Annotated in this window: 20 protein-coding genes and 1 pseudogene; 13 read left to right on the top strand and 8 right to left on the bottom strand. The window is 46.8% G+C overall.

The window, feature by feature from the left end:
- The first annotated feature begins 7 nt into the window (after positions 1 to 7).
- Together grpE and dnaK are read left to right on the top strand one after the other, a co-directional pair.
- Positions 8 to 529 (top strand): nucleotide exchange factor GrpE, encoded by a 522-nt coding sequence (gene grpE, locus C6H04_RS04180; RefSeq protein WP_104732396.1) that lies wholly within the window; start codon positions 8 to 10, stop codon positions 527 to 529.
- A 21-nt stretch (positions 530 to 550) separates the two neighbouring features.
- Positions 551 to 2,425 carry a molecular chaperone DnaK gene (gene dnaK, locus C6H04_RS04175; RefSeq protein ID WP_104695074.1) on the top strand — a complete coding sequence of 625 codons (1,875 nt, stop codon included), beginning with the start codon at positions 551 to 553 and terminating at the stop codon, positions 2,423 to 2,425.
- 298 nt (positions 2,426 to 2,723) lie between these two features.
- On the opposite strand, the pseudogene C6H04_RS08355 reads toward dnaK, so the two are convergent.
- Positions 2,724 to 2,929 (bottom strand): annotated as a pseudogene (locus C6H04_RS08355) (hypothetical protein).
- A gap of 150 nt (positions 2,930 to 3,079) precedes the next feature.
- Here C6H04_RS08355 and C6H04_RS04160 point away from each other — a divergent pair.
- Positions 3,080 to 4,195, top strand: a complete 1,116-nt coding sequence (locus C6H04_RS04160; RefSeq protein WP_104732408.1) for a YbfB/YjiJ family MFS transporter — start codon at positions 3,080 to 3,082, stop codon at positions 4,193 to 4,195.
- 6 nt (positions 4,196 to 4,201) lie between these two features.
- On the opposite strand, the gene gyrB is transcribed toward C6H04_RS04160, so the two are convergent.
- From gyrB to tig, 7 genes are read right to left on the bottom strand one after another with little or no spacing between them, the layout of a single operon-like run.
- Positions 4,202 to 6,505, bottom strand: a complete 2,304-nt coding sequence (gene gyrB / locus C6H04_RS04155) for a DNA topoisomerase (ATP-hydrolyzing) subunit B (RefSeq protein WP_104732394.1) — start codon at positions 6,503 to 6,505, stop codon at positions 4,202 to 4,204.
- Positions 6,506 to 6,554: 49 nt separating this feature from the next.
- Positions 6,555 to 7,856: a chromosomal replication initiator protein DnaA gene (dnaA, locus tag C6H04_RS04150; protein ID WP_233711848.1), complete on the bottom strand. Its 1,302-nt coding sequence runs from the start codon at positions 7,854 to 7,856 to the stop codon at positions 6,555 to 6,557.
- Between the two features lie 3 nt (positions 7,857 to 7,859).
- The gene (locus C6H04_RS04145) at positions 7,860 to 9,905 is read right to left on the bottom strand and encodes a heavy metal translocating P-type ATPase (RefSeq protein ID WP_104732392.1); all 2,046 of its coding nucleotides are present in this window, start codon (positions 9,903 to 9,905) and stop codon (positions 7,860 to 7,862) included.
- 3 nt (positions 9,906 to 9,908) lie between these two features.
- On the bottom strand, positions 9,909 to 11,432 hold the full coding sequence (locus C6H04_RS04140) for a YifB family Mg chelatase-like AAA ATPase (protein WP_104732391.1): 1,524 nt from the start codon (positions 11,430 to 11,432) through the stop codon (positions 9,909 to 9,911).
- On the bottom strand, positions 11,432 to 11,953 hold the full coding sequence (def, locus tag C6H04_RS04135; protein WP_104695069.1) for a peptide deformylase: 522 nt from the start codon (positions 11,951 to 11,953) through the stop codon (positions 11,432 to 11,434). Before def ends, C6H04_RS04140 begins: the two co-directional genes overlap by 1 nt.
- Positions 11,954 to 12,547, bottom strand: a complete 594-nt coding sequence (gene clpP, locus C6H04_RS04130; RefSeq protein ID WP_104695068.1) for an ATP-dependent Clp endopeptidase proteolytic subunit ClpP — start codon at positions 12,545 to 12,547, stop codon at positions 11,954 to 11,956.
- A gap of 13 nt (positions 12,548 to 12,560) precedes the next feature.
- Positions 12,561 to 13,862 (bottom strand): trigger factor, encoded by a 1,302-nt coding sequence (gene tig / locus C6H04_RS04125; RefSeq protein WP_104695067.1) that lies wholly within the window; start codon positions 13,860 to 13,862, stop codon positions 12,561 to 12,563.
- An 84-nt stretch (positions 13,863 to 13,946) separates the two neighbouring features.
- On the opposite strand from tig, the gene fliI reads away from it, so the two are divergent.
- The 10 genes from fliI (at position 13,947) to C6H04_RS04075 (ending at position 24,337) form a co-directional block, all read left to right on the top strand.
- A complete protein-coding gene (gene fliI / locus C6H04_RS04120; protein ID WP_104732390.1) occupies positions 13,947 to 15,260 on the top strand; it encodes a flagellar protein export ATPase FliI in 1,314 nt (437 codons plus the stop codon).
- A gap of 87 nt (positions 15,261 to 15,347) precedes the next feature.
- Positions 15,348 to 16,514 (top strand): NifS family cysteine desulfurase, encoded by a 1,167-nt coding sequence (locus C6H04_RS04115; RefSeq protein ID WP_104695065.1) that lies wholly within the window; start codon positions 15,348 to 15,350, stop codon positions 16,512 to 16,514.
- Positions 16,515 to 16,529: 15 nt separating this feature from the next.
- The gene (locus C6H04_RS04110; protein ID WP_104695064.1) at positions 16,530 to 17,510 is read left to right on the top strand and encodes an iron-sulfur cluster assembly scaffold protein; all 981 of its coding nucleotides are present in this window, start codon (positions 16,530 to 16,532) and stop codon (positions 17,508 to 17,510) included.
- Between the two features lie 79 nt (positions 17,511 to 17,589).
- A complete protein-coding gene (locus C6H04_RS04105; protein WP_104732389.1) occupies positions 17,590 to 18,408 on the top strand; it encodes an HpaA family protein in 819 nt (272 codons plus the stop codon).
- A 24-nt stretch (positions 18,409 to 18,432) separates the two neighbouring features.
- The gene (locus C6H04_RS04100; RefSeq protein WP_104732388.1) at positions 18,433 to 20,073 is read left to right on the top strand and encodes a methyl-accepting chemotaxis protein; all 1,641 of its coding nucleotides are present in this window, start codon (positions 18,433 to 18,435) and stop codon (positions 20,071 to 20,073) included.
- A gap of 39 nt (positions 20,074 to 20,112) precedes the next feature.
- Positions 20,113 to 20,619 (top strand): type II 3-dehydroquinate dehydratase, encoded by a 507-nt coding sequence (gene aroQ / locus C6H04_RS04095; RefSeq protein ID WP_104695061.1) that lies wholly within the window; start codon positions 20,113 to 20,115, stop codon positions 20,617 to 20,619.
- Entirely contained in the window at positions 20,616 to 21,644 is a 1,029-nt protein-coding gene (locus tag C6H04_RS04090) for an aminopeptidase P family protein (protein ID WP_104695060.1), read from the top strand. Before aroQ ends, C6H04_RS04090 begins: the two co-directional genes overlap by 4 nt.
- A gap of 7 nt (positions 21,645 to 21,651) precedes the next feature.
- Complete coding sequence (gene folK / locus C6H04_RS04085; protein WP_104695059.1) at positions 21,652 to 22,134, top strand: 2-amino-4-hydroxy-6-hydroxymethyldihydropteridine diphosphokinase; 483 nt, start codon at positions 21,652 to 21,654, stop codon at positions 22,132 to 22,134.
- Positions 22,131 to 23,468 carry a flagellar biosynthesis GTPase FlhF gene (gene flhF / locus C6H04_RS04080; protein ID WP_104732387.1) on the top strand — a complete coding sequence of 446 codons (1,338 nt, stop codon included), beginning with the start codon at positions 22,131 to 22,133 and terminating at the stop codon, positions 23,466 to 23,468. Before folK ends, flhF begins: the two co-directional genes overlap by 4 nt.
- A complete protein-coding gene (locus C6H04_RS04075; RefSeq protein ID WP_104695057.1) occupies positions 23,465 to 24,337 on the top strand; it encodes a MinD/ParA family protein in 873 nt (290 codons plus the stop codon). The genes flhF and C6H04_RS04075 overlap by 4 nt, the downstream gene beginning before the upstream one ends.
- The last annotated feature ends 1 nt before the right edge of the window (position 24,338 follow it).

Raw genomic sequence — 24,338 nt, 5'->3', positions numbered from 1 at the left:
GGAAGACATGACGACAACTGAACAAGTGCAAGAAAATCCAGAGGAGCGGGGAGCAGAAACCCTCCCAGAGGAGGTAGGGAGCAAACCTGAAATCGATTATCAAATGAAGTTCAAGGAGGCCCAAGACCTCTATGTGCGCACCCATGCGGATTTTGAGAACGCCAAAAAGCGGCTGGAGAAAGACAAGGCTATGGCCTTAGAATACGCCTATGAGAAAATTGCCCAAGACCTTTTGCCTGTGATCGATGCCCTGCATGGAGCTTTAGAGAGCGCACAGAAGGAAGGTGCACAAGCTATTGCCAAAGGCTTAGAGCTCACTTTGCACAAAATGCATGAAGTGCTAGCAAAACACGGGATTGAGTGTGTGGAATGCGCTACAGAATTTGACCCCAATGTGCACAATGCGGTCATGCATGTGGCCACAGAACACAAGGAAGAAGGAGAAATTGTGGAGGTGTTTCAAAGAGGTTATAGGTATAAAGAGCGCTTGTTGCGCCCCGCGATGGTCAGCGTCGCTAAAAATAATTAAATTTAATACAAAGGATTCAGCATGGCAAAAGTAATTGGAATTGACTTAGGGACAACCAATTCAGCAATGGCAGTTTACGAGGGCAATGAGGCAAAGATCATTGCCAATAAAGAGGGTAAGAATACCACCCCCTCCATCGTTGCCTTCACGGATAAAGGTGAAATTCTTGTGGGTGAGAGCGCTAAACGCCAAGCGATCACCAATCCTGAGAAAACCATTTATTCCATTAAGCGCATCATGGGCTTGATGAACAATGAAGACAAGGCTCAGGAGGCTAAAAAACGCCTACCTTACAAAATTGTGGATCGCAATGGGGCATGTGCCATTGAGATTGCAGGCAAAGTCTATACCCCTCAAGAAATTTCGGCTAAGATTTTGATGAAGCTCAAAGAGGATGCGGAAAGCTATTTGGGCGAGGAAGTAAACGAGGCGGTGATCACCGTGCCTGCCTATTTCAATGATAGCCAGCGCAAAGCCACTAAAGAGGCAGGCACTATCGCGGGCCTAAATGTCTTGCGCATCATCAATGAACCCACCTCAGCAGCTCTTGCTTATGGATTGGACAAAAAAAGTTCTGAGAAAATCATGGTTTACGATCTAGGAGGAGGAACCTTTGATGTAACCGTGCTAGAAACTGGGGACAATGTGGTTGAGGTCTTGGCCACAGGCGGGGATGCTTTTCTAGGCGGAGATGACTTTGATAACCGCATCATCGACTTTATTGCCAAAGAATTTGAAGGCGAGAGTGGCATTGACATTAAAAAAGACATCATGGCCTTGCAACGCCTCAAAGAAGCCAGCGAAAATGCCAAAAAAGAATTGAGTTCTGCCAATGAAACAGAAATCAATTTGCCCTTTATCACTGCCGATGCCAGCGGACCTAAACACCTTGTTAGGAAGCTTACGCGCGCCAAATTTGAGAGCCTGATTGAGGACTTGGTGGAGGAAACCATTACCAAGATCGACAGCGTGATTGAAGATGCAGGCTTGCGCAGAGACGACATCGTTGAAGTGGTGTTAGTGGGCGGTTCAACTCGTATCCCCAAAGTACAAGAGAGGGTCAAAAGCTTCATCAACAAAGAGCTCAACAAATCTGTGAACCCTGATGAGGTGGTGGCTGTGGGCGCGAGTATCCAAGCGGGCGTACTCAAGGGAGATGTGAAAGATGTCTTGCTCTTAGATGTGATCCCTTTGAGTCTGGGCATCGAAACCCTTGGGGGTGTAATGACTAAAGTCATTGAAAAGGGGACCACTATCCCAGCCAAAAAAGCCCAAGTGTTTTCCACCGCTGAGGACAACCAACCCGCCGTGTCGATCTTGGTCTTGCAGGGTGAGCGCGAATTTGCTAGGGACAACAAGTCTTTAGGTAAATTTGATCTCACAGGCATTGCGCCTGCACCTCGTGGCATGCCCCAAATTGAGGTGACCTTTGACATCGATGCCAATGGGATTCTCACGGTTTCAGCCAAAGACAAGAACACGGGCAAATCTCAGGAAATCAAAATCTCTGGCTCTAGTGGCTTGAGTGAGAGTGAGATTGAAAAAATGGTCAAAGATGCGGAGTTGCATAAAGAGGAGGATACACGTCGCAAAGCGGTGGTAGAGGCTAAGAATCAGGCTGAGAGTTTAGCCCACCAAACTAAGAAGAGCTTAGAAGAACACAAGGCCAGTTTAGAGCCCAGCGAAGTGGAAAAAATCCAGCAGGCTTTGAGCGACTTAGAGGCCACTCTGAAAGATGAGAGCACCACAAAAGAAAACATCGAGGCAAAAATGAAAGCCTTGGCTGAGGTTTCTGGCAAATTAACCGAAGCCATGATGCAAAAGGATCAAAGTGCGCAACAAAAACAAAAAGACGAAGATGTAATCGACGCAGAGGTCGAAGAAACAGGCAAGTGACAATTATCTAAAGCCCTCTAAGAGGGGGCTAGAAACCCTATCTGCTACCATGGTGCTTTGGGTTGCTGATTTTGGTAGTGAGACGTTGTTGAGTTTATACTATCGTGAAACATTCCCCCTAAAGAGAACGACTTTCTAACTAAAGCGTCCCTAACGGACACCAACTCGAAAGGCTTTGTATTTTATAGCCCGCGTGGCTATGATGCACGTATCCAACTCTTACCACCCGGGTCTTCACCAGTCTCACTTACTTGTTGCCCTAAAGGACAGAGCTTCACGCGTTGGGGGATAAAAATGACTAGCTGCTTACGTCAATTGGATAAAATACACAAGGCGTTTCCCATATAGGGTGCATAAAGTTACTCTCGTGAAGCACCCAAATGCTAAAGACATTTGGGCTTCCTAGGCTGATGTTGCCCGTAGGGAGAGTTTGGTTTTCACTCTGTGCCCTATAGTAGGGATTTTACAGAGTTTGAGCTCCAACGCACTCCCTACAGGTCTCACACATCGTATCTCCAAAGGCGTAACTTTGCACACTTCCTGCGCTAGATACGAATGTATGGGGACACTATACCACAAATTAGTGGTATTCATCCCACCCGCTAAAGACGAGTGGGATTTCTGCCGGAGAGTCTTAAAGGTCATTCGATGAAAATGCGCATTTTTGCTTGTTTTTTGGCGACTTTTGTGGCTAATGGGTTGGCGCGTTTTGGATATGTGGTGCTTATTCCCATGCTCATTATCTCGGGCAGACTGAGCCAAGATCAAAGCATTCAACTAGGCATCGCAATTTTGGTGGGCTATATCTTTGGAAGCTTTTGGATTGGTATTTTGCAAAGATATATGAGTTTAGAGAATATCGCTAAAATCAGCCTTTTCTTGATTTCCTTGAGCTTTTTTGCCTGCTTCTTAGATTTTTTGCCCTTTATTTGGGCATGGATTTGGCGTTTTATTGCAGGATTAGCTGCTGCAGCATTAATGGTCTTAGCCGCACCCTTGTCTTTAGGTCTTGTACAAGAAAAACAGCGCTCCAGTGTGAGTGGGTTTATATTCAGTGGGATTGGAGTGGGAGCGGTCTTTAGTGGTTTTGTATTGCCCCTCTTTGCATCTTCAGTCCACTGGGCGTGGATTTTATTAGGGACTTTGAGTTTGATAGCTTTTGGCTTTGCATGCGCAACACTCAAAAACCTCCATCCGCCCCGCCCTAACCAAGATCAACAGAGGTTTAGACCTTCTTTTTTCTTTGTCTTATTGCTGGTTAACAACATGCTCAATGCCATCGGGTATTTACCCCACACCCTCTTTTGGGTGGATTATTTAGTGCGCACCCTACATTTTAGCAATGCAAAGGCAGGCGCTTCATGGGCATTTTTTGGATTTGGATCGGCCTGTGGTGCGCTTTTAAGCGGGTTATTGGCCAGGTGGATTGGCTTAAAACAAGCTTTTATCGCCGTGCTTGCGATCAAGACTATTGGGTGTCTAATGCCGGTGTATTCTTCTCATACTACTTGGCTCAATCTCTCTATTTTCTTGATGGGATGCACCACTACGGGCCATATCACACTCATTAATGCCATGGCTTTGCACCTAGTAGGCAAGGATTGCTTTGCGCGCGCCTCCGGCTGGCTCACCTTTAATTTTGCGATCGCTCAAGCTATTTTTTCCTTTGCTTTTAGCATCGCACTGCATCACATTAGTTTTACCAGTTTGTTTATTTTCTGTGGAATTGCCCTGTTTTTGAGTCTTGCCGTGTTGTTGCCCATTAAATAAAATGACTCATACATCTAAGTGTTTGACATCTTTAGCGTGTGCGTGGATATATTCGCGTCTAGGTTCCACCTCGTCGCCCATGAGCAAGTTAAAGGCTTCATCGGCTTTTACCTCATCTTCTAAAGACACTCGCAAAAGGGCGCGGTTTTCTAGTGCCATCGTGGTCTCCCAGAGTTGATCAGGGTTCATCTCGCCCAAGCCCTTATAGCGTTGAATATACGCCCCTGCCCTTGCACTTTGCTCGACCTTGTCCAAAAAGCCCAACGCATCCATGCCTAAAACCTCCGTATCGATCTCGCTAATGCGTGCAAAGAGAGCTTTAGCCTCTAAAAACAACGCATCTTTAAAAAGCGAATCATCGACCCCCACTTCTACAAGCCCCAAAGAAGTCTGCACAAAGAAATGCGCGCTTTGTTCTGAAACCTGCTGTGTGAGAATGCGATAATGCAAACTCTCTAAAAGCCCCTCAAGGCGTTCAGCTAGAGTGGGGAAACTCAAGCCCTCGATGTCGTGTTCGACTAAGTAGCGCAACACCTCCATTAAAAGGGGGCGTTTTTCTAGCTCCTGCAAGATAGAGCGATACGCGCTTAAAGTTTTAAGTAAATCTAGCAAGTCATTGCGCCCTATGCCCTCGATGTCCATGCTGTCGATCCCATGTTCGATCAAGAAGTGGTTGAGCTCCCGCTCATCACGCAGGTATCGCTCGATCTTCTTTTTCTTAAAGCGATACAAAGGAGGCTGGGCAATATAGACATGCCCATTTTCAATCAAGGGCTTTAAATGGCGAAAGAAAAAGGTCATTAACAAGGTTTGGATATGACTTCCATCCACATCCGCATCGGTCATGATGATAATCTTGTGGTAGCGTAACTTCTCTAAATTAAATTCCTTGCCCACCCCGCACCCAAAGGCGGTGATCATGTTCTTGATCTCCTCAGATTTGAGGATTTTGCCCAAATGCGCTTTTTCGACATTGAGGATTTTGCCCCGCAGAGGCAAAATCGCCTGAAAGGCGCGATCTCTGCCCTGTTTGGCTGACCCACCCGCGCTATCCCCTTCCACCAAATAAAGCTCAGATTCTCTGGGGTCCTTACTCTGACAATCGGCTAGTTTGCCCGGTAAAGTCCCCACACTCAAGGAATCTTTTTTACGCGTGATCTCGCGCGCCTTTTTGGCTGCCTCGCGTCCGCGTGCAGCTAAGAGCACTTTTTGCACAATCGCCTTAGCGATGCTAGGATTCTCCTCAAAGTATTTAGCCACCTTTTCATAGACAAGTTTAGCCACGATAGGACGCACAAAAGAGCTTCCTAGCTTAGACTTAGTCTGCCCCTCAAATTGAGGGTCTAAGAGTTTAAGGCTAATGATCGCGCTTAAGCCCTCCCTAACATCCTCTTGCACCACGCTAGCACTCTCTCTAGAAGAGCCACTCTCTTGGATATAGTTCAAAATAGCCTTGCTCAAACCCATCTTAAATCCGCTCTCATGCGTGCCCCCTTCGGTGGTGCGGATATTATTTACAAAGCTAAAGGTCTGTTCTTCATAACTCTCATTATAGGCCAAAGCCACCTCCACCTCCATGCCCTCGACCTGCGCGCTAAAAGCGATAATCTCAGAGATGAGCGGGGTTTTTTGACTATCTACAATGAATTGTTTCAGGCCGTCTTGATAGTGGTAGCTTTCATGCACTTGGGCGGGCTGGTCATGGAACTCTAGGGTGATTTTGTTGTTCAGATACGCCATTTCTTGAAAACGGCGTTTGAGTACCGCACTATCAAAAGCTACCACTTCCATGATTTGGGGATCGGGAAAAAACTCGATCGTGGTCCCGCGCTTTTTAGTTGTGCCCACCACTTCTAGGGGGGTGGTGGGGATTCCCTTTTCAAATTCTTGTCGGTAAATCTGTCCCTCTCGATAAATGGTCATAATAAGCTTGATAGAGAGCGCATTGACCACACTCACCCCCACGCCATGCAAGCCTCCAGAAACTTTATAGCTCTCTTGATCAAACTTACCCCCCGCGTGCAAGATAGTGAGCACCACCGTGGCGGCTGGAATGCCTTCTGTGGGGTGGATGTCCACAGGAATCCCCCGTCCATTGTCCTCTACAATGCACGAGCCATATTGACTTAAAGTTACTTTGATGTGATCGCAAAAGCCGGCCATACTCTCATCGACCGCATTGTCCACCACTTCATAGACCATGTGGTGTAAACCATTGACTCCCGTGTCGCCAATATACATGCCCGGGCGTTTTCTGACCGCTTCTAAACCTTTGAGAACCTTGATTTTATCGCCCATGTAAGAGTGCATCATCTGCCTTATTTGAGAATTAAAGATGAGAAAGCCTATTATAACATAGCTAGTTATGGGTTTGGAGCTTGTGTGCCATCTCTTCTAAGAGGAGTTTAATCTGTGTGTCTTCTAGCATAGCATCTTGGATGAGGCGCAGGGATTTGCTCACCGCGCTATGGTCTTTGAGTCCTAGAAACTGCGCGATCACGCTGGAGGAGTTGGGGGTAAGCTGGCGCGCTAGATAGATCACGCTTTTTTTAGCCAAACTGACCTGACGCGTGCGCGCGTTGCTTTGAATTTGAGAGGATTTGAGATTGAGAGTGGAGGCGACCACGCGTAAAATGCGCTCCAAACTGATCTCTTGGGCACGCTCCCTGGTAGTTTCTTGCACTATGCTTTGTGCCATTTGCAAGGTGATAGGCTGGTGGCTGAGGGTGGCAGTGGCACTCAGGCGTAAAAGCGTGCCCTCAATTTGGCGGATATTCTCATTTAAATGGCTAGCTAGATAGTGCAACACCTCTTGGGGGAGAGTGATACTATCTTGGGCGCATTTTTGTTCAATAATGGCGATCTTGGTCTCTAGGGTAGGGGGGTGCACGCTGGCCAACATGCCCATCTCAAAGCGCGAGAGGAGTCGCTCGGCTAGCCCCTTGATGTCTTTGGGGGGTTTGTCAGAGGTCATCACAATTTGCTTATTTTGGGCGTGCAGGGCGTTAAAGGTGTGAAAAAACTCCTCTTGAACTTTTTCCTTGCCCGCGAAAAATTGCACATCATCAATCAAGAGATAATCACAGGAGCGGTATTTTTCTTGGAATTTGTCCATGCTCCGACTATTAAGCCCAGACACATAGTCATTGAGAAATTGCTCGGCTGTAACATAGAGCACGCTTTTGAGCTGATCGCAGGCGTGGTTGCCTATGGCGTTGAGCAAATGGGTTTTGCCCAAGCCCACCCCCCCAAAGAAGAGCACAGGATTATATACACCTGCTTGGCGTGCCACTTGGGTGGCAATCTTGACTGCCATTTGGTTACACGCCCCCACTACTAAGGTATCAAAGCGGAAAACGGGGTTAAGGGTGGGGTTATTTTTGGCCAAAATGAGGGGCTTGGGAGGGGTAGTTTGTTGTTGGCTTTTAGGGCGCACCTGTACCTGCACCTTATAGCCCTTGTGCGCGCCGATGGTAGTTTCTAAAAGTGTGCGGTATTTGGCACTGATATAGTGGCATAGCAACACATTGGGCGCGTAAAAGACAAAAAGATCGGCTTTAGAGGCATGCGCGTCGTAGTGTAAAAGCTGCATGTAAGTCTTGAACTCATATTCGCTCATGTTCAATTTTACAGCCTCCCAAATCTGCTCGATCAAGCTCACTCTTTAAATACGCATGGTACGCATAGAATTAGCCAGCGCAATCAAAGTTACGCCCACATCCCCAAAAACTGCTTCCCAAAGGGTTGCAATCCCAAAAAAGCCCAGGACAATAAACATCGCTTTGATCCCCAGCGCAAAAACAATATTTTCAATGATGATTCGCTTGGTTTTCTTGGCGATCTTAAAGACTTTGAGCACGGATTCTAAAGAGTTATTGGTGATTACAATGTCCGCGCTCTCCTTGCTAATTTGGCTCGCCGAGCCCATGCTCATGCTCACATCTGCGCGCGCTAAAGTGGGCGCATCGTTGATTCCATCGCCCACAAACACGCTTTTATGCGCGTGTTTAGCTTGAAACTCTTCAAAAGCCTTGAGTTTGTCTTCAGGCAGGAGATTAGCGTAATAAGGGCAATCCAATTCTTCAGCCACGCGCTTGGTGCTGTATTCATTATCCCCGCTCAAAATACACATGTGCTCAACACCCGCATGTTTGAGTCCATCTAGGCATTCCTTGGCATTGTCTTTGAGCATGTCTGCCACCACAATATAGCCCACATGCTGCCCATTGGCAGCCACATGCACAACGGTGCCCTCTAAACTGCAGGTGTCATGAGGGATATTGTATTTGTGCAACATCTTATCATTGCCTGCAATGATGAGGTGAGAGTGGCAACTAGCCTGCACACCCAGCCCGCCGATCTCTTGATAGTCTTTGACCTCGTGTTGGCATTGGCGTTTGTAGGCTTTTTGGATGGAAATGGCGATGGGATGGGTGGAGAGAACTTGCGCACAAGCAGCGTGGGTGAGTACATCTTCTTTAGAAAAAGGGGCAATGGGCACAACATCCACAACATTAAACTCTCCCTTGCTCAAAGTGCCCGTCTTGTCAAAGGCGATATTTTTCACCTGACTAAGTGCCTCCAAAGTTTGCACGCTCTTAATCAAAATGCCCGCACGGCTAGCCGCCCCCACGCCCCCAAAATACCCCAAAGGCACAGAGATCACCAGCGCACAAGGGCAACTTACCATCAAGGCAAAGAGTCCGCGATAAATCCAAGTGTCAAAATCTCCATGTCCTAGCAGGGGGGGGACAAGGGCGATCAAAAGAGCGATCACGAAAACAGCAGGGGTGTAGTAGCGCGCAAAAGTGGTGATAAATTTCTCGGTTTGAGATTTCTGACTCACCGCATTAGAGACTAAATCCACGATCTTAGCCACCGAAGAGTCTGCGTAAAGCTTACTGACTTGGATTTCTAGCACGCCCTTAAGATTGATACTTCCCCCTAAAACGGGACTATGCTCCTTGACATTCACGGGCAAGGATTCGCCTGTGAGGGCTTTTTGATCTAGCAAGCTCTCCCCACTGAGCACCATGCCGTCCGTGGGGATTTTCTCCCCCACTTTGACAACGACTATATCCCCAATAGCTAACGCGTTAGGCTCGACCTCTTGCATTTCCTGCCCTACTTTGCGCACCGCGCGATTAGGCGCGACATCTAGGAGCGCGTGCAGGGATTGTTTGGAGCGCGCGATGGCCAGCTGCTGTAAAAACTCCCCTGCGGAGTAAAAAACCATGATGGAGACGGCCTCTTCATGTGCGCCCACACCAAAGGCGGCAATGGTGGCACTGAGCATGAGCGTGTTTTCATCAAAAAATTGCTTATTTTTAATGGCACGCAGTGCGCCCAAGAATACATCTTTGCCCGCAACTACATACACCCCGGCTAAAACCACATAGCTTAAATAAAGTGCCCAATTTTGGGTGCTAAAATGGATGGTGGCTATCGCTATTAAGTAGAGCGCGATGCTAACGAGTAAGGGTGTCGCGCTGGGTTTGGACTCGCTTTGAGCTTCAGCGGAGAGCTCCATCTCGGGTTCTAGTTGTTTGATGAGGGCTAGGGCTTTGGGCATGTCTTGGGTTTTAAGATAGAGCGTATTGGTGTTGAAAACCACACGCGCCTCTTGGACATAGCTTTGTTTGTTGAGTGCGCTCTCTAGTTTATTGGCGCAATCGGGGCAATCTAGCCCGGTGAAGTGGTATTTTTGCATCGCTCAAACCTTTCTAAATTGGAGTGCCTGTAAGATGTGCGCTTTTTGGATTGCCACACAGCTCGCTAAATCGGCGATGGTGCGCGCAACCTTTTTAGTGCGCTCAATCACACGCTCAGAGAATCCATAGCGTAAAATTGCTTGTTCTAAAATATGTTGCGCCTGTGAATCTAAAGGACAATATTGAGCGATCTCTTGCTCGGAGAGTTTGCCATTTAAGCAGGTTTGCCCTCTGGATTTTTGCATCTTAAAGGCTTCTAAGACTTGTTGGTGCATGTGTGCGGAAGTCTGCGTGCTTTTAGCTTGCACATCTGTAGGAGTCATCTGCACGAAGAGGTCGATGCGTTCTAAAAAAGGCGCGCTTAGGCGGTTTTTATACGCGATAATGTCTTTTTCTAAACAACGGCAGACCTTAAAACTATCCATCAAATTGCCACAAGGGCAGGGATTCATTGCCCCCACAAAGAGAAATGAAGTATCATAAGCGATCTTGCTAGCCACCCTAGAGATTACAAGCTGGTTATTTTCCATCGGCTCTCTTAGAGCTTCTAAAATGTCCTTTTTGAAATGGGGCAATTCATCAAAGAATAAAACCCCATTGTGGGCGAGCGCAATCTCCCCGGGTTTAGGGTTGTTGGCTTGTGTCGAGCCTAAAATGCTAGACTTAGACGCACTTTGGTGCGGGTTTCTAAAACTTCTTAAGGGCGTGTAGGTGCCCTCTTGGTGGCTCAAAATGCGCAATTTTGTAGAGGCGATCATTTCATCTAGGGTGCTGGGGGGTAAAATGTAGCGCATGCGCTTGGCAATCATGCTTTTTCCACAACCCGGGCTACCCTCAAAGATAATATTGTGCATCCCCGCAGCAGCAACAAGCGCGGCTTGTTTGGCGCGCTCTTGTCCCTTGACATCGCTAAAATCTAGGGAAAAATCTCGTGTATAGTAGTAAGGCATATCACCAATGTGCAAATACTCAAAGGGGAGTTTAGGGGTATGGGTACGCGGGACTTGGCTGTTCTGAGTGACAATTTCTAAAGCTTGCTTCAAGTGCTCTACAAAGTGCAAATGCAGGTTGGGGATCAAACTAAAGAGTTCTTGCCCAGCCTGGGGCAGGATCACATGGGCATTGGGGGCTTGCAGGGCAATATCCAAGAGCATGGGAAAAATTGCATCACTATGCTTGATTCTACCATCTAAACCTAATTCCCCAAAGGCAAACCAAGTATGTTTAAGGGGGTTTCTCTGTAAAGCGATCAAGAGCGCCATGGGTAGGTCAAAATGACTTCCACTTTTAGGCAGATCGGAGGGAGAAAGATTGATGGTGATTTTCAAGGGTGGGAAGGCAAAACCGTTATTTTGCAGCGCCCCCTGTACGCGCTGCCTAGATTCCTGGATTGCATTATTGGCAAGACCAGTAATCACAAAGGCAGGCAGGGCACGCGTAAAACTCCCCTCTACCTCTACAATTTTAGCGCTTGCGCCATGCATCGTAGAGCAATAAAGGGTATTGACATGCACTTGTGCGTGCATTAACTCTCGCTCTTGAGGGCTTTTTTAAATTCCTTTTCAAATTTTTTACGCTTGAGCATGGAGAGTTTATCCACAAATAAAACCCCATTGAGGTGATCCATCTCATGCTGAATTGCTACGCTTAAAAGCTCGCTGGCTTGCAACATTTTAGGCGTGCCGTGGCGATCTTGATAGGCTAGAGTGAGGTTAGCATGTCTTTCGATTTCCTCGTAAAATTCAGGTACGGACAAACACCCCTCCCGCCATAAAACACTCCCCTCTGTATGCGTGATCACGGGGTTGATGATCTCTAGGCAATCCTCGGGGTGCTGCGTCTCCTCCTCTCCCTGGGGTAAGTTGATGATGAGGATGCGCTTGGGCACACCTACCTGAATAGCTGCTAAACCAATGCCTTTACGGGCTAGCATGGTTTCGTGCATGTTGTCCAAGAGTGTATGCAACTCCGCATCAAACACACGCACCTCGCTAGAGCGCATACGCAACTTCTTATTAGGATATTGTAAAACTTCTAAAATCGCCATCTAAGCCTGCTTAGAACTTTTGACTAACACTTCATCTACAAGCCCATATTCCTTAGCTTCTAGCGCACTCATGAAAAAATCGCGATCGGTATCTTGTTCGATCTTTTCTAGGGGTTGTCCGGTGTTGGTTGCCATGATTTGATTGAGTAAATCTTTGAGGCGCAAAATCTCCTTGGTGTAAATGGCGATATTGGCAGCTTGACCGTGTGTACCCCCTAGGGGTTGGTGGATCATAATCCTAGAGTGGGGCAGAGAAAAGCGTTTGCCCTTAGCTCCACAACTGAGCAAGAACGCGCCCATCGAAGCAGCCTGACCAACGCAGATGGTGCAAATATCTGGATGGATGTAGTTCATGGTGTCATAAATACTAAAGCCACTGGTAACAGAACCCCCGGGGGAATTGATATAGAGATTAATATCTTTCTCAGGGTCTTCGGCCTCTAAAAAAAGCAACTGAGCGACAATTACCGACGCTACAGCATCATTGATTTCTCCGCTGAGCAAGACAATGCGATCTTTGAGAAGACGCGAATAAATGTCGTAACTGCGCTCCCCACGCCCTGTTTTTTCAACAACAATGGGAACATAATTCAAGAAACCCTCCTTTTTAAGCTTTGGCTAGATGCTTGTCGAGCAAGAAAGTGAGCACACGATCCTCGACCATCGCCATTTTAACAGCGGGAAGCATGTTGTTTTTTTGATAGTGTTCGATGAACTGCTGGGGGTTTTGATTAGTGGCCATCGCCTCATAATAGAGGGTTTGGAACACCTCATTGTCCTGCACCTCAATCTTTTCTTGTTTAGCCAAAGCATCGATGATGAAAGTTACCTTGACGCTTTTGAGTGCATTTTCTCTGAAACTCTCGCGTTTTTTTTGCACCTTGGCAGGATTTTCCTGAAGTCTTTTAATTTCTTCTGCAGGCATGCCCTGTAAAGACTGACGCAAAGACAGATCCATTTCCTGCTCTACAATTGTGCTGGGTAGATCAAAGGAGAGTGCATTATCCAAATTGTCGATGAGGCGTTCCTTCAACTCCTGATTATAGAGCTTGGTTTTAGCCTCTAAGAAAAGTTGATCTTTAATTCTTTGCTGGAGCAATTCTAAAGTGGGTTCCTTTTCTTGATTGAGCACGGCCTTGACAAACTCTTCATCAATTTCTGGAATTTTGCGCACTTGAATCTGGTGGAGCTTGACACGGAAAGAAACCTCCTTGTCTGCTAAAGTGGTGTTGGCATAATCTTTGGGAAAATGCACTGAAAAATATTTTTCATCCCCCACTTTCATCCCTACCAACTCTTTCTCAAAACCCTCTACAAGTCTACCTTCTCCCACGATGAGAGCAAAATTCTGTGCCCGATTGCCTTCAAAGGGCTGATTATCCAGTAGGCCCTCAAAATCTACAACTACCCCATGCCCTTTGCTTACAGCGCTCCCCTCTGGAGCATCTGAAAAAGTAGATCGCTCTTTGGCCAAGAGATCCAAACGCTCTTGCACCTGAGCTTGAGTAATCTCCTCTACGGAAAAACTGGGAATACACGCCTCTACGCCAGAAAGATCAATAGTGGGTCTAAGCCCAATGCCCAATTCAATTTCAAAGTGCGTGTCCTCCCTGCTAAATTTGAGAATAGCTGGATTCCCAATCATTTCTTGCGGAGCGAGTTCCAAGGCTTCCACACCCGCGCGCAAGACGGAATCGAGCAATTCTTTTTGCGATTCTTGTTCAATATGCCCTTGATAGCGCTGTCTGACAATGTCTAGAGGAACTTTACCTTTTCTAAAACCATCCAATTTAGTGCTTTTGGCGATTTTTTGGGCAATCTTTTTGGATTTTTCTTCAAAATCCTGCATAGAAGGCTTGGCATGGATGCGTGCGTTAGCTCCATCTAGCCTTTTAGTCTCTAAATCCATCCACAACTCCTTGAGGTTTGAGTATAATAAAGGGGTCATTCTAACTAAATATGCGTTAATCCACAATAAAATCTTGGGAGGATCATGTCTTCTTTAGAAGCACTTAAAGCCCGTCTACAACTCGCGCGCGATCTCTCACCTCGCTATGGCATGGTTTGCAAAATTTTGCCCAATATGGTGTTTGTGCAGGGGTTTTTACCTTCCGTGGGAGATGTGGTTAAAGTGGAACGGGGTGATGGCAAGGAATGCCTAGGAATGGTGGTGGTGGTTGAACAACATCAATTTGGCTTCACACCCTTTTCCTTTGTAGAGGGGTGTAAGGTGGGAGATCGGGTGCTCTTTGCCAAGGAGGGGTTGAGCTTTCCTGTGGGAGAGGGCTTACTAGGGCGCGTGCTCGATCCTTTGGGTAATCCCCTAGATGGACTAGGTTTTGTGCGCGCCACCAGCTTTGCACCCGTGATGGTAGAGCCGATGAAGCCTTTAGATCGAGGTGTGATCGATGAACCCTTTGGGGTAGGGGTTAAGAGCATTGATGCTTTGCTCACCTGTGGCAAGGGACAGAAATTAGGTATTTTTGCGGGGAGCGGAGTGGGTAAATCCACACTCATGGGCATGGTGGTGCGCGGATGCAACGCTCCCATTAAGGTTATCGCGCTCATTGGAGAGAGGGGGCGTGAAATTCCCGAATTTATCTACAAAAACTTACGGGGCAATTTGGATAACACCGTGCTTGTGGTTGCTACCAGCGACGATTCACCCTTGATGCGCAAATACGGCGCGTTCTGTGCGATGAGTGTAGCGGAGTATTTCAAAAATCAAGGCCATGATGTGCTATTTCTCATGGACTCCATTACCCGCTTTGCGATGGCCCAGCGCGAGATTGGACTGGCAATGGGCGAACCCCCCACGAGCAAAGGCTACCCTCCTTCTGCTCTCACCCTATTGCCCCAACTGATGGAGCGCGCGGGCAAGGAGAAAAACAAGGGGAGTATCACGGCATTTTTTACCGTGTTAGTAGAAGGTGATGATCTCTCTGACCCCATCGCTGATCAAGCGCGCAGTATCCTAGATGGGCATATTGTGCTCAGCCGTGAACTCACCGATCATGGTATTTACCCGCCCATCAATATCTTAAACTCTGCTTCTAGGGTGAGCAAGGAAGTGAGTGCGCCAGCACACATGCTAGCCGCGCGCAAATTTCGTAAACTTTACGCCTTGCTTAAGGAAAACGAAGTATTAGTCCGTATTGGCTCCTACCAACAGGGTTTTGATGCAGATTTAGACGAGGCGATCGCCAAAAAGGCAAGTATGGAAGCGTTCATGTTACAAGAAGAGGAGGAAATTGTGCATAGTAACACAAGTATCCAACAGTTAATCGCGCTCATGCAAGAATCTTAAGATTGGCTAAAGGATAGCGTGGTATACCATTTTCATCATGAAAATGACCATTATACATACAAACTCTACTTCAATTAGGATTTTTCGATGGAACGTATTTATTTAGACAACAATGCAACAACTAAAGTTGACCCTGCGGTTCAGGCCTTGATGCAGCCTTATTTTGGGGCACAGTATGGTAACCCAAATTCTCTGCATAAATTTGGGACAGAGACTCATCCGGCTATCTTAGAGGCATTCGACAAACTCTACGCGGGGGTGGGAGCGCGCAATGAAGATGACATTATCATCACTTCTTGTGCTACAGAGAGTAATAACTGGGTGCTCAAATCCATGTACTTTGATGCTTATCTCAAGCATGGGAAGAGCCACATTGTTACCACAGAGGTCGAGCACCCGGCCGTGCATGCTACATGCGAATTTCTGGAAAGTGTGGGGATGGAGGTTACCTATTTACCCATTAACGCACAGGGCACCATTAGCGCAGAACAGGTCAGAGAAGCCATCACCGATAAAACCGCTTTGGTGAGTGTGATGTGGGCAAACAATGAAACCGGGCTTATCTTCCCCATTGAAGAAATTGGAGCAGTGTGTAAAGAGAAGGGTGTATTGTTTCACAGCGATGCGGTGCAGGCTATTGGCAAGATTCCCGTGGATATGCGCCGAGTACATGTGGATTTTCTCTCCTTCTCGGCCCATAAATTTCATGGACCCAAGGGCATTGGGGGGCTTTACATCCGCTCTGGTGTGGAGCTCACTCCCCTGTTACACGGCGGAGAGCACATGCATGGACGGCGTAGTGGCACTCTGAATGTGCCCTACATCATAGGGATGGGTGAGGCGATGCGTCTAGCTCAAGAGCATTTAGAGTATGAAAAAAAGGTGGTTGGGGAATTGCGCGATAAGCTTGAGGATGCGTTGTTAGACATCCAAGATGTTTTTGTGATCGGGGATCGCACACACCGCGTGCCCAATACGACTTTAGTCAGTGTGCGTGGAATCGAAGGCGAGGCGATGCTTTGGGATTTGAATCGCGCCAATATTGCTGCTTCTACGGGGAGTGCGTGTGCGAGTGAGGATTTGCAGGCCAACCCAGTGATGGTAGCCATTGGTGCAGATAAGGAGCTTGCCCACACCGCAATTCGCTTTTCTCTGAGTCGTTTTAATAAGACGGAGGAGATTGATTATACCATCCAAGCTTTCCAAAAAGCGGTGAAGCGTTTGCGCAATATTTCTAGCTCTTATGGCTTATAAAAGAAAGGAGATCGCATGGCAAAGAAGAATTTACTCGGTGGCGCTTTGTGGGATGCTTATTCTAAAGAAGTGAGCAGACGCATGGATAACCCCACACATTTGGGGGTTATTACAGAGGAGGAGGCACAGGTTAAAGGGGGGAAGCTCATTGTTGCAGACTATGGTGCAGAGGCTTGCGGGGACGCGGTGCGCCTTTATTGGTTGGTAGACCCCAAGACGGACGTGATTGTGGATGCTAAGTTTAAAAGTTTTGGGTGTGGCACAGCCATTGCGAGCTCGGACATGATGGTTGAACTTTGCTTGGGTAAGCGGGTGCAGGATGCCGTCAAGATCACAAATTTGGATGTGGAGCATAGCCTGCGCGATCATCCCGATGTGCCTGCTGTGCCTGGGCAAAAAATGCACTGCTCTGTGATGGCTTACGATGTGATTAAACAAGCCGCCGGGCAGTATTTAGGCAAGAACCCCGAAGACTTTGAGAGCGAGATTATTGTGTGTGAATGTGCACGGGTAAGTTTGGGAACGCTCAAGGAGGTGATCGCACTCAATGATCTCAAGAGTGTGGAGGAGATCACCCAATATACTAAGGCGGGGGGTTTTTGCAAGAGTTGCGTACAGCCGGGCGGGCACGAAGCTAGGGAGCATTATTTAGTGGATATCTTAAGAGATGTGCACGCCGAAATGCAGACGGAAGCACTCAAGCAGAATGCACAAAAATCCTTGAGTGGGGATTTGGCTTTTGTAGACATGACGATGGTGCAAAAAGTCAAGGCCATCGACCAGACCATTGATGTGCATATTCGCCCCATGCTCATGATGGACGGAGGTAACTTGGAAATCTTAGATATTAAAGAGGGCGGAGGGTTTGTGGATGTGTATATCCGCTACATGGGTGCGTGTGATGGGTGCGCGAGCGCATCTACAGGAACCTTATATGCCATCGAAGGAGTGTTGCAACAGTATTTAGACGAACACATCCGCGTGTTGCCTATTTAAGTGAGAGGGGGGCCTGATTATCAATTTTGTGCTATAATGAGGCTTGCCAATTTCAACGATGTATTTGAGGTGTTTTTAGATGCAAAGAATGAAACAAGGGGTTATGCTTGTGGGAGCTACACTGACTTTTTCGGGCTGTCTCTTCATGGCCAAACAACCCTCAGAAACGCAAGTCCCAATGAACGAACCTAGCGCCGAGCCTGTCGCTAAATCCACGCAAAAATTCGCCAACAAAAATAAACTAGGTCGGACCACCGGCGATACTCTCCTAGATTTTAACTACCCAATCAATATCGTTCAAGAACCCATTAATAATCGTTTCGTCGGCATTCTTGCGCCACATATGCAGGTGAGTGATAATCTCAAACCCTATATTGCGCAGTTTCAGGAAGCACTGCTCAGTCAAATTCAAGAGATTTTCCAAAAACGAGGTTATCAGGTTCTGCATTTCACTACAAGAGAGGCACTAACACCGGCACAGAGACACAAAACATGGGCTGTTTTAGACTTGAATGCTTGGGTGGGTGTCTTAGAAGATATCAAAATGCAGACAAGCGATCCAGCTAAACAAAACCTAGATGTCATGGTGGATCAGAGCTCGGGTTCGCTTTGGTTTAATTTCTTTGAACCGGAAACGGGCAGGGTAATTCACAACTTTGGTGTCGATGTGAGCAATTATCAAGCAGTTACTCATACCTACAGCTACCGCAGCACTAACTCGGGGGGATTTTATGCTCCCGGTGTTACTAACAAAGTCCAACTCATTAAGGATAAGGACGATGCGATTCGCAGGATTCTCAATGAGATGTATGTGAAGGTGATACGATCGTTGGTGGCCGAGCTTACGGATTCCAATGTCAATCGCTATAGCAACGCCATAGAAAAAATTAAAAGGTAGGTTTCCGCCCTCGTAAGGTGTACTATGAACAAGCTGAGTATATCTCAGAAGCTCTATGGAGGTTTTGGGATTGTAATCATTCTAATGATAGTTCTGAGTATTGTGGGTGTGACTCGAGTGCGCACTATCAATGATATTTTAACTGAAATTACTAATTACAATGCTGTCAAACAGCGCTATGCCATCAATATGCGCGGGAGTGTGCACGATCGTTCTATTGCCGTGCGCGATGTGGTAATCACCCAAGATCCCCAAGTTTTGGAGTCCCGTGTCAAGATGATTGCCAAACTTTATGCAGACTACCAAGGTGCCAAAAAGTCCATGGACGATCTCTTTGCAAATCTGGGCGAGCGTTACATTAGTTCGGAGGAGCGCAGGCTATACGCTCAGATCAATACGATTGAAACAGCCACTGTCGCACAGATCAATCAGATTATCGCCTTGAAAGAGGAAAACACACAACGCGCAGCAGATTTTTTAAACCAGGGTCTAGCGCAGAATTTTGTCAAGTGGCTTGCAGCCATCAACGCCTTTATCGATCACGAAGAAGGTCTTAATAAGGAATTGACCTCGCTTGCCATGCACATTGCCGATGGTTTTAGTCGCCTCATGATCACCTTGACACTCATTGTGCTGGTCATTGGGGTTGTCGTGGCCATTGCTATTGTGCGTTACATACAGGCTTCTCTAGGTGCAGAACCCATTGCAATCAAAAAGGTTGTGTGCACCATTGCGGAAGGTAATCTCTCTAATACGATCCGAGCGAGCTCTGAGGGTAGCGCACTGGATGCCATTAGGGAGATGCAGACTTCTATGACGGATATTATCAGACAGATTAGCCAGTCTTCTGACGATGTTTCTGTGAAATCTGCCTTGGTATCTAATCTCTCGCGCATTTCTCAAGAAAATGCCAATAAGCAAGTGAACATGACCACAGAACTCATTAAAAATATGGGGCATGTACAAGATAGCATTCAGGGCGTGAGTAATATCATTGCCCAAACAGAGGAGAATTCCTTGCAAAGTGTAACATTGAGCCAAAGAGGCAAAGAGGCTGTGTATAATACCGCGCAGAGCATGGTAGGTATCACTCAAAGCGCGCGCGCTGGAGCAGCACAAATCCAATCTTTGGACAAATATGTCCAGAACATCGGCCAAAGTGCTGAGATCATTCAGGGTATTGCCGATCAAACCAATTTACTTGCGCTTAATGCAGCGATTGAAGCAGCCAGAGCGGGTGAACATGGGCGTGGTTTCGCCGTGGTAGCCGATGAAATCCGCAAATTAGCCGAACACACTAGCGGGGCCACTCAGGAGATCGGCTGTATTATCCAGATGATTCAAGAGGAAACCAAAAAGTCTGTGGCCAGCATAGAGAATATGGTGCTTGAGATTGCTAAGAGTCAAGAACATGCCAACCAAGCTTCTAATGCCTTAGAGGCCATTTACAATAAGGCTACCAGTTCCCTAGAAGATGCCAAGAATGTAGTGATGCACTCTGAAAACCAGTACCACAATATTGCCAACATTGCCAATCAAATCAGACAGATTGCTCAAATTGCCCGTGAGGTCGCTACCTCCATGAGTGGGAATACTCAAGAAATCCGTGTATTGGAGCGTACAGCGCAAGACCTGCAAAAAATCGTGCATAATTTTACACTTTAGTTGTGCTATAATCCCGCATATTTATACCAAGGAGTTTCGATGAAGATTTTAGTGATTCAAGGACCCAATTTGAACATGTTAGGACACCGCGATCCTAGACTTTATGGGCCTGTTACCCTTGATCAGATTCACGAGAACATGGAGAATCTCGCCAAGCAAAATAATGTGGAGCTGGAGTTCTTCCAAACCAATTTTGAAGGGGAAATCATCGATCGCATCCAGGAATGTGTAGGGAGTGATTTTGAGGGGATTATTATTAATCCCGGAGCGTTTTCGCACACTTCCATTGCGATTGCCGATGCCATCATGCTTGCGGACATACCCGTCATTGAAGTGCATTTGAGCAATATCTTTGCCCGCGAAGAGTTTAGGAAAACTAGCTACACAGGTGCGGCAAGCGCAGGTGTTGTAACTGGCTTTGGGGCTTTTGGTTACCATGTGGCACTGATTGCCATGATGCAGTTTGTAGCCGAAATCAAAGCCATGAAAGAGAATCAAGCGCAGGCGGGCTCTGCTCCCAAAGAGTTGGACGAGGTGAAGTCTTGAGTGTAACCTCCCATTTCACCACAGACGAGAACGCCCAATACTTTGCATGCGGTTATAGCTGCGATCATGGGGTGTTTTTGCAGTTAGAGGAAAGGGCATTTTTCATCACCGATGCACGCTATACTTTGGAGGCGCGTGAGGGAGTACGCGCGGGTGTAGAGGTGGTGGAAAGTGCTGATTTATGGGGCAAGGCGATTGAGCTGGCTCACAAGACTCCTCGACTTTATTTTGACAGTGCCCAGATCAGTGTGCAGGTTCATCAGCGGCTTTTGGCTGGTTTGAAAAGTTGTGAGCTAGTAGGGGAAGTGGATTATCACAGAAAGCAGCGCGTTACAAAGAGTGAAGAGGAGATTGCGCTACTCAAACGTGCGCAGGCGCTGAATGTAGAAGCGTTTGAAAGTTTTGCGCGGCATGTGGAAAGTGCGCAGGGGCATGTGGAGCAGGCCTTGCAGTTTAAGAGTAAGGAATTTTTAACGCATGGAGGGAGTTACGATCTGAGTTTCGAACCCATTGTAGCCATCAATGCCAATGCCGCTAAACCCCATGCGCTCCCCAGTCAAGAGCGTTTGCGAAAAGGTGATTTGCTCCTAGCTGATATGGGGATGAAATATCAACGCTATTGTGCTGATCGCACACGCACAGCCTTTTTCAATGGAGAAAACTTTAGTTTTGGTAGGGATCAGCGTTTCAAAGACCCGGAGTTGCAAAAGATTTACGATGTGGTGCGCAAGGCGCAGGAAAGCGTCATCGAAAACTTGCGTGCAGGCATGACGGGCAAAGAAATCGATGCGCTCGCCAGAGAGGTAATTACGGAGAACGGGTATGGAGCGTTTTTTGCGCACGGCACTGGGCATGGTATCGGGCTAGACATCCATGAATTACCCTTTATTTCGCCTAGAAGCGAGATGGTGATTGAAGATGGCATGGTGTTCTCTGTAGAACCCGGAATTTATATCCCAGGACGGTATGGGGTGCGTATCGAAGACTTGGTAGTGGTGAGGCATTCTAGGGCCGAGGTTCTTTGATGGGGTGATGTGCGCACTGGTCTGTACGCGTTTTTTTCCTTGTAGGGGTGTGCGCACGCACTCTTTGAGGAATGTAGCAACTTTGGGTATAGGGAGCAATGTGGGCGATTCTAAGAAAGTTTTTGAGGCGTTGTGGGTGTGGTTTACACGCCATAGCGCATTTTCACGAGTGTGTTCCTCACCTCTGTATATCAATCCCGCTTTTGGCTACACAGAACAGAGGGATTTTACAAACGCCACCTTGTCTTTTCACACAACTTTAAGTGTACTGGAACTCTTCGCACTCGTCTTTTATTTGGAAAGACGCTGGGGGAGAGAACGCAAGCGTTCTTTCAAGAATGCACCTAGAACACTTGATATCGACATCCTTTTTTTTAACAATGTCGTGTATAAACAGTCTTATTTGACATTACCCCATCCTAAGTGGGATCAGCGCACCTCCGTGCTTGTGCCTTTGATTTTGCAACATGCGGTATGGAGACAAATATGAAACTCTACACCTATAGCGGTGAGACAACCGCTGAGGCGCTCAAACGCGCCCAAAGTGAACACGGGCATAATGCTCTAGTGGTGAAGGCACAAGAAATCCGTAAGAAAAGTTTGACAGAACCCGGACTCTACGAAGTTGTGGTGGCGGTGGATAAACCCAAGGAAGACAGCAAACCTAAAAGCAATAATATGCAGGAACGCCTAGAAAGCGCGTTGCAGGCCGCTCCACGCTCTAAAGAACCCCCACCTCCTCCTGAAGAGGAGGTGAGCATTGACCTCTCAAAAACCTTGGAAGAGATGCGTAAGCTTGCTGGAGTGAGTCCTCTTCCCCCTCCTGCTCCTACCCAAGCAAGTGTGTCCGATGCAGATGCAAATGTTCCTAAAGAGGTCGCCTCTCCAAAGAAGGATGTGGATGGGGTAGGCCTGCATTCTATCAATGGTGAACTCAATAAAATCAACGATAATCTTAAACTCATCCAGAACATGGTGTGGAATGATAGCAAGGAACCCGACTTCATCATTCCTCAAGAGTTTGCCGAAATTTATCGTTTGGCGAAAAATAGTGGCATGCACAAGACACACCTAGATGAGATCATGCGTTTGAGTTTGGAACTCATGCCTGTGAAAATGCGTGAAAATTCGGTTACTGTGAAGCGTTATTTTAGAGAGGTCTTGCGCAAAATGATCTACTGTCGCCATGAGAGCTTAGATCCCAATTATAAGAAAATTCTCATGTTAGTAGGACCTACTGGTGTGGGCAAGACTACCACTCTAGCTAAATTGGCTGCACGTTATTCTAAGCTACTAGACAAAAAATACAAGGTGGGAATTTTGACCTTGGATACTTATCGTATCGGCGCTGTAGAGCAGTTAATGTGGTATGCCAAAAAGATGAAAATCAGCATTGAAACCGTGATGGACTCGGAGGACTTCACCAAGGAGATGAGCACATTGGAATATTGTGATGTGGTGCTCATCGACACAACGGGGCACTCTCAGCACGATAAAAAGAAAATCGAAGCCTTGAAGAAGTTCACTGCTAGTGGGTATAAGATTGACACAACTTTGGTGCTCTCACTCACTACAAAGTACGAGGATCTGAAGGACATTTATAACGCTTTTGGTCCCTTAGAGATTGATAGCCTGATTTTCACTAAACTAGATGAAAGTCGTGGGTTTGGAAATTTATTTTCTCTAGTTTATGAGAGTAAAAAACCCATTAGTTACCTATGCATCGGGCAGGAAGTACCCATGGACCTATTGGTAGCCAGTAATGATTACTTGGTGGATTGCATGCTCGATGGGTTTGTACACCCTGATAGGAAAAAAGCATGACGCATAACCAAGCAAGCGGTTTGGAACATATCATGGAGCCTAGAAGTATTTTTAATAAAAATGGCAAGACTAAATTCATCGCCATCACCAGTGGTAAGGGGGGCGTGGGTAAGTCGACCATCAGCGCTAATCTAGGCTATAGTCTATTCAAGAATGGGTATAAGGTGGGGGTATTGGATGCAGATATTGGGCTGGCTAATTTGGATATTATCTTTGGAATCAAGACCAATAAGAATATCTTGCACGCGCTCAGAGGTGAGGCGCGCTTTAATGATGTCATCTACCCCATTGAGGAAGGGTTTTATTTAGTGCCCGGGGATAGTGGAGAAGAGATTTTTAAATATGTAAGTCAAGAAATTTTAGATAGTTTCGTGGATGAAGAAAATGCGCTAGACGATCTAGATTACATGATTATTGACACGGGGGCGGGAATTGGGGAATTTACCCAGGCTTTCTTGCGCGCGAGCGATTGCGTGGTGGTGATCACCACTTCTGATCCAGCGGCTATTACCGATGCCTACACAACCATCAAAGTCAACTCTAAAACAAAAGATGATGTGTTTGTTTTGGTCAACATGGTAGACTCCGCAGACAAGGCTATGCAAATTTTTACGGGTATCCAACGCGTGGCCCGAGAAAATATCCCTCACATGACCTTGAATTATTTGGGCTATATCCAAAATAGCAATGCTCTCAAACAAGCCATTAAAAATCGTAAACTCTTGTGTAAGAGTGAACCTTTTAACACTTTTTCCTTCTCTATAGGTCAGGTTTCTAAAATTTTGACCATGAAGATGGAACACAATGTGATAGAAACGCCTAGAGATAATTTTGTCGGGTTTTTTAAGCGCTTACTAAAATATTTATGAG

Origin of the sequence: Helicobacter salomonis (assembly GCF_900197775.1) — a bacterium.
Taxonomy (GTDB): Bacteria; Campylobacterota; Campylobacteria; order Campylobacterales; family Helicobacteraceae; genus Helicobacter; species Helicobacter salomonis.
The sequence above is the reverse complement of the archived record's forward strand: the minus strand, read 5'-3'. Positions and strand labels throughout refer to the sequence as shown.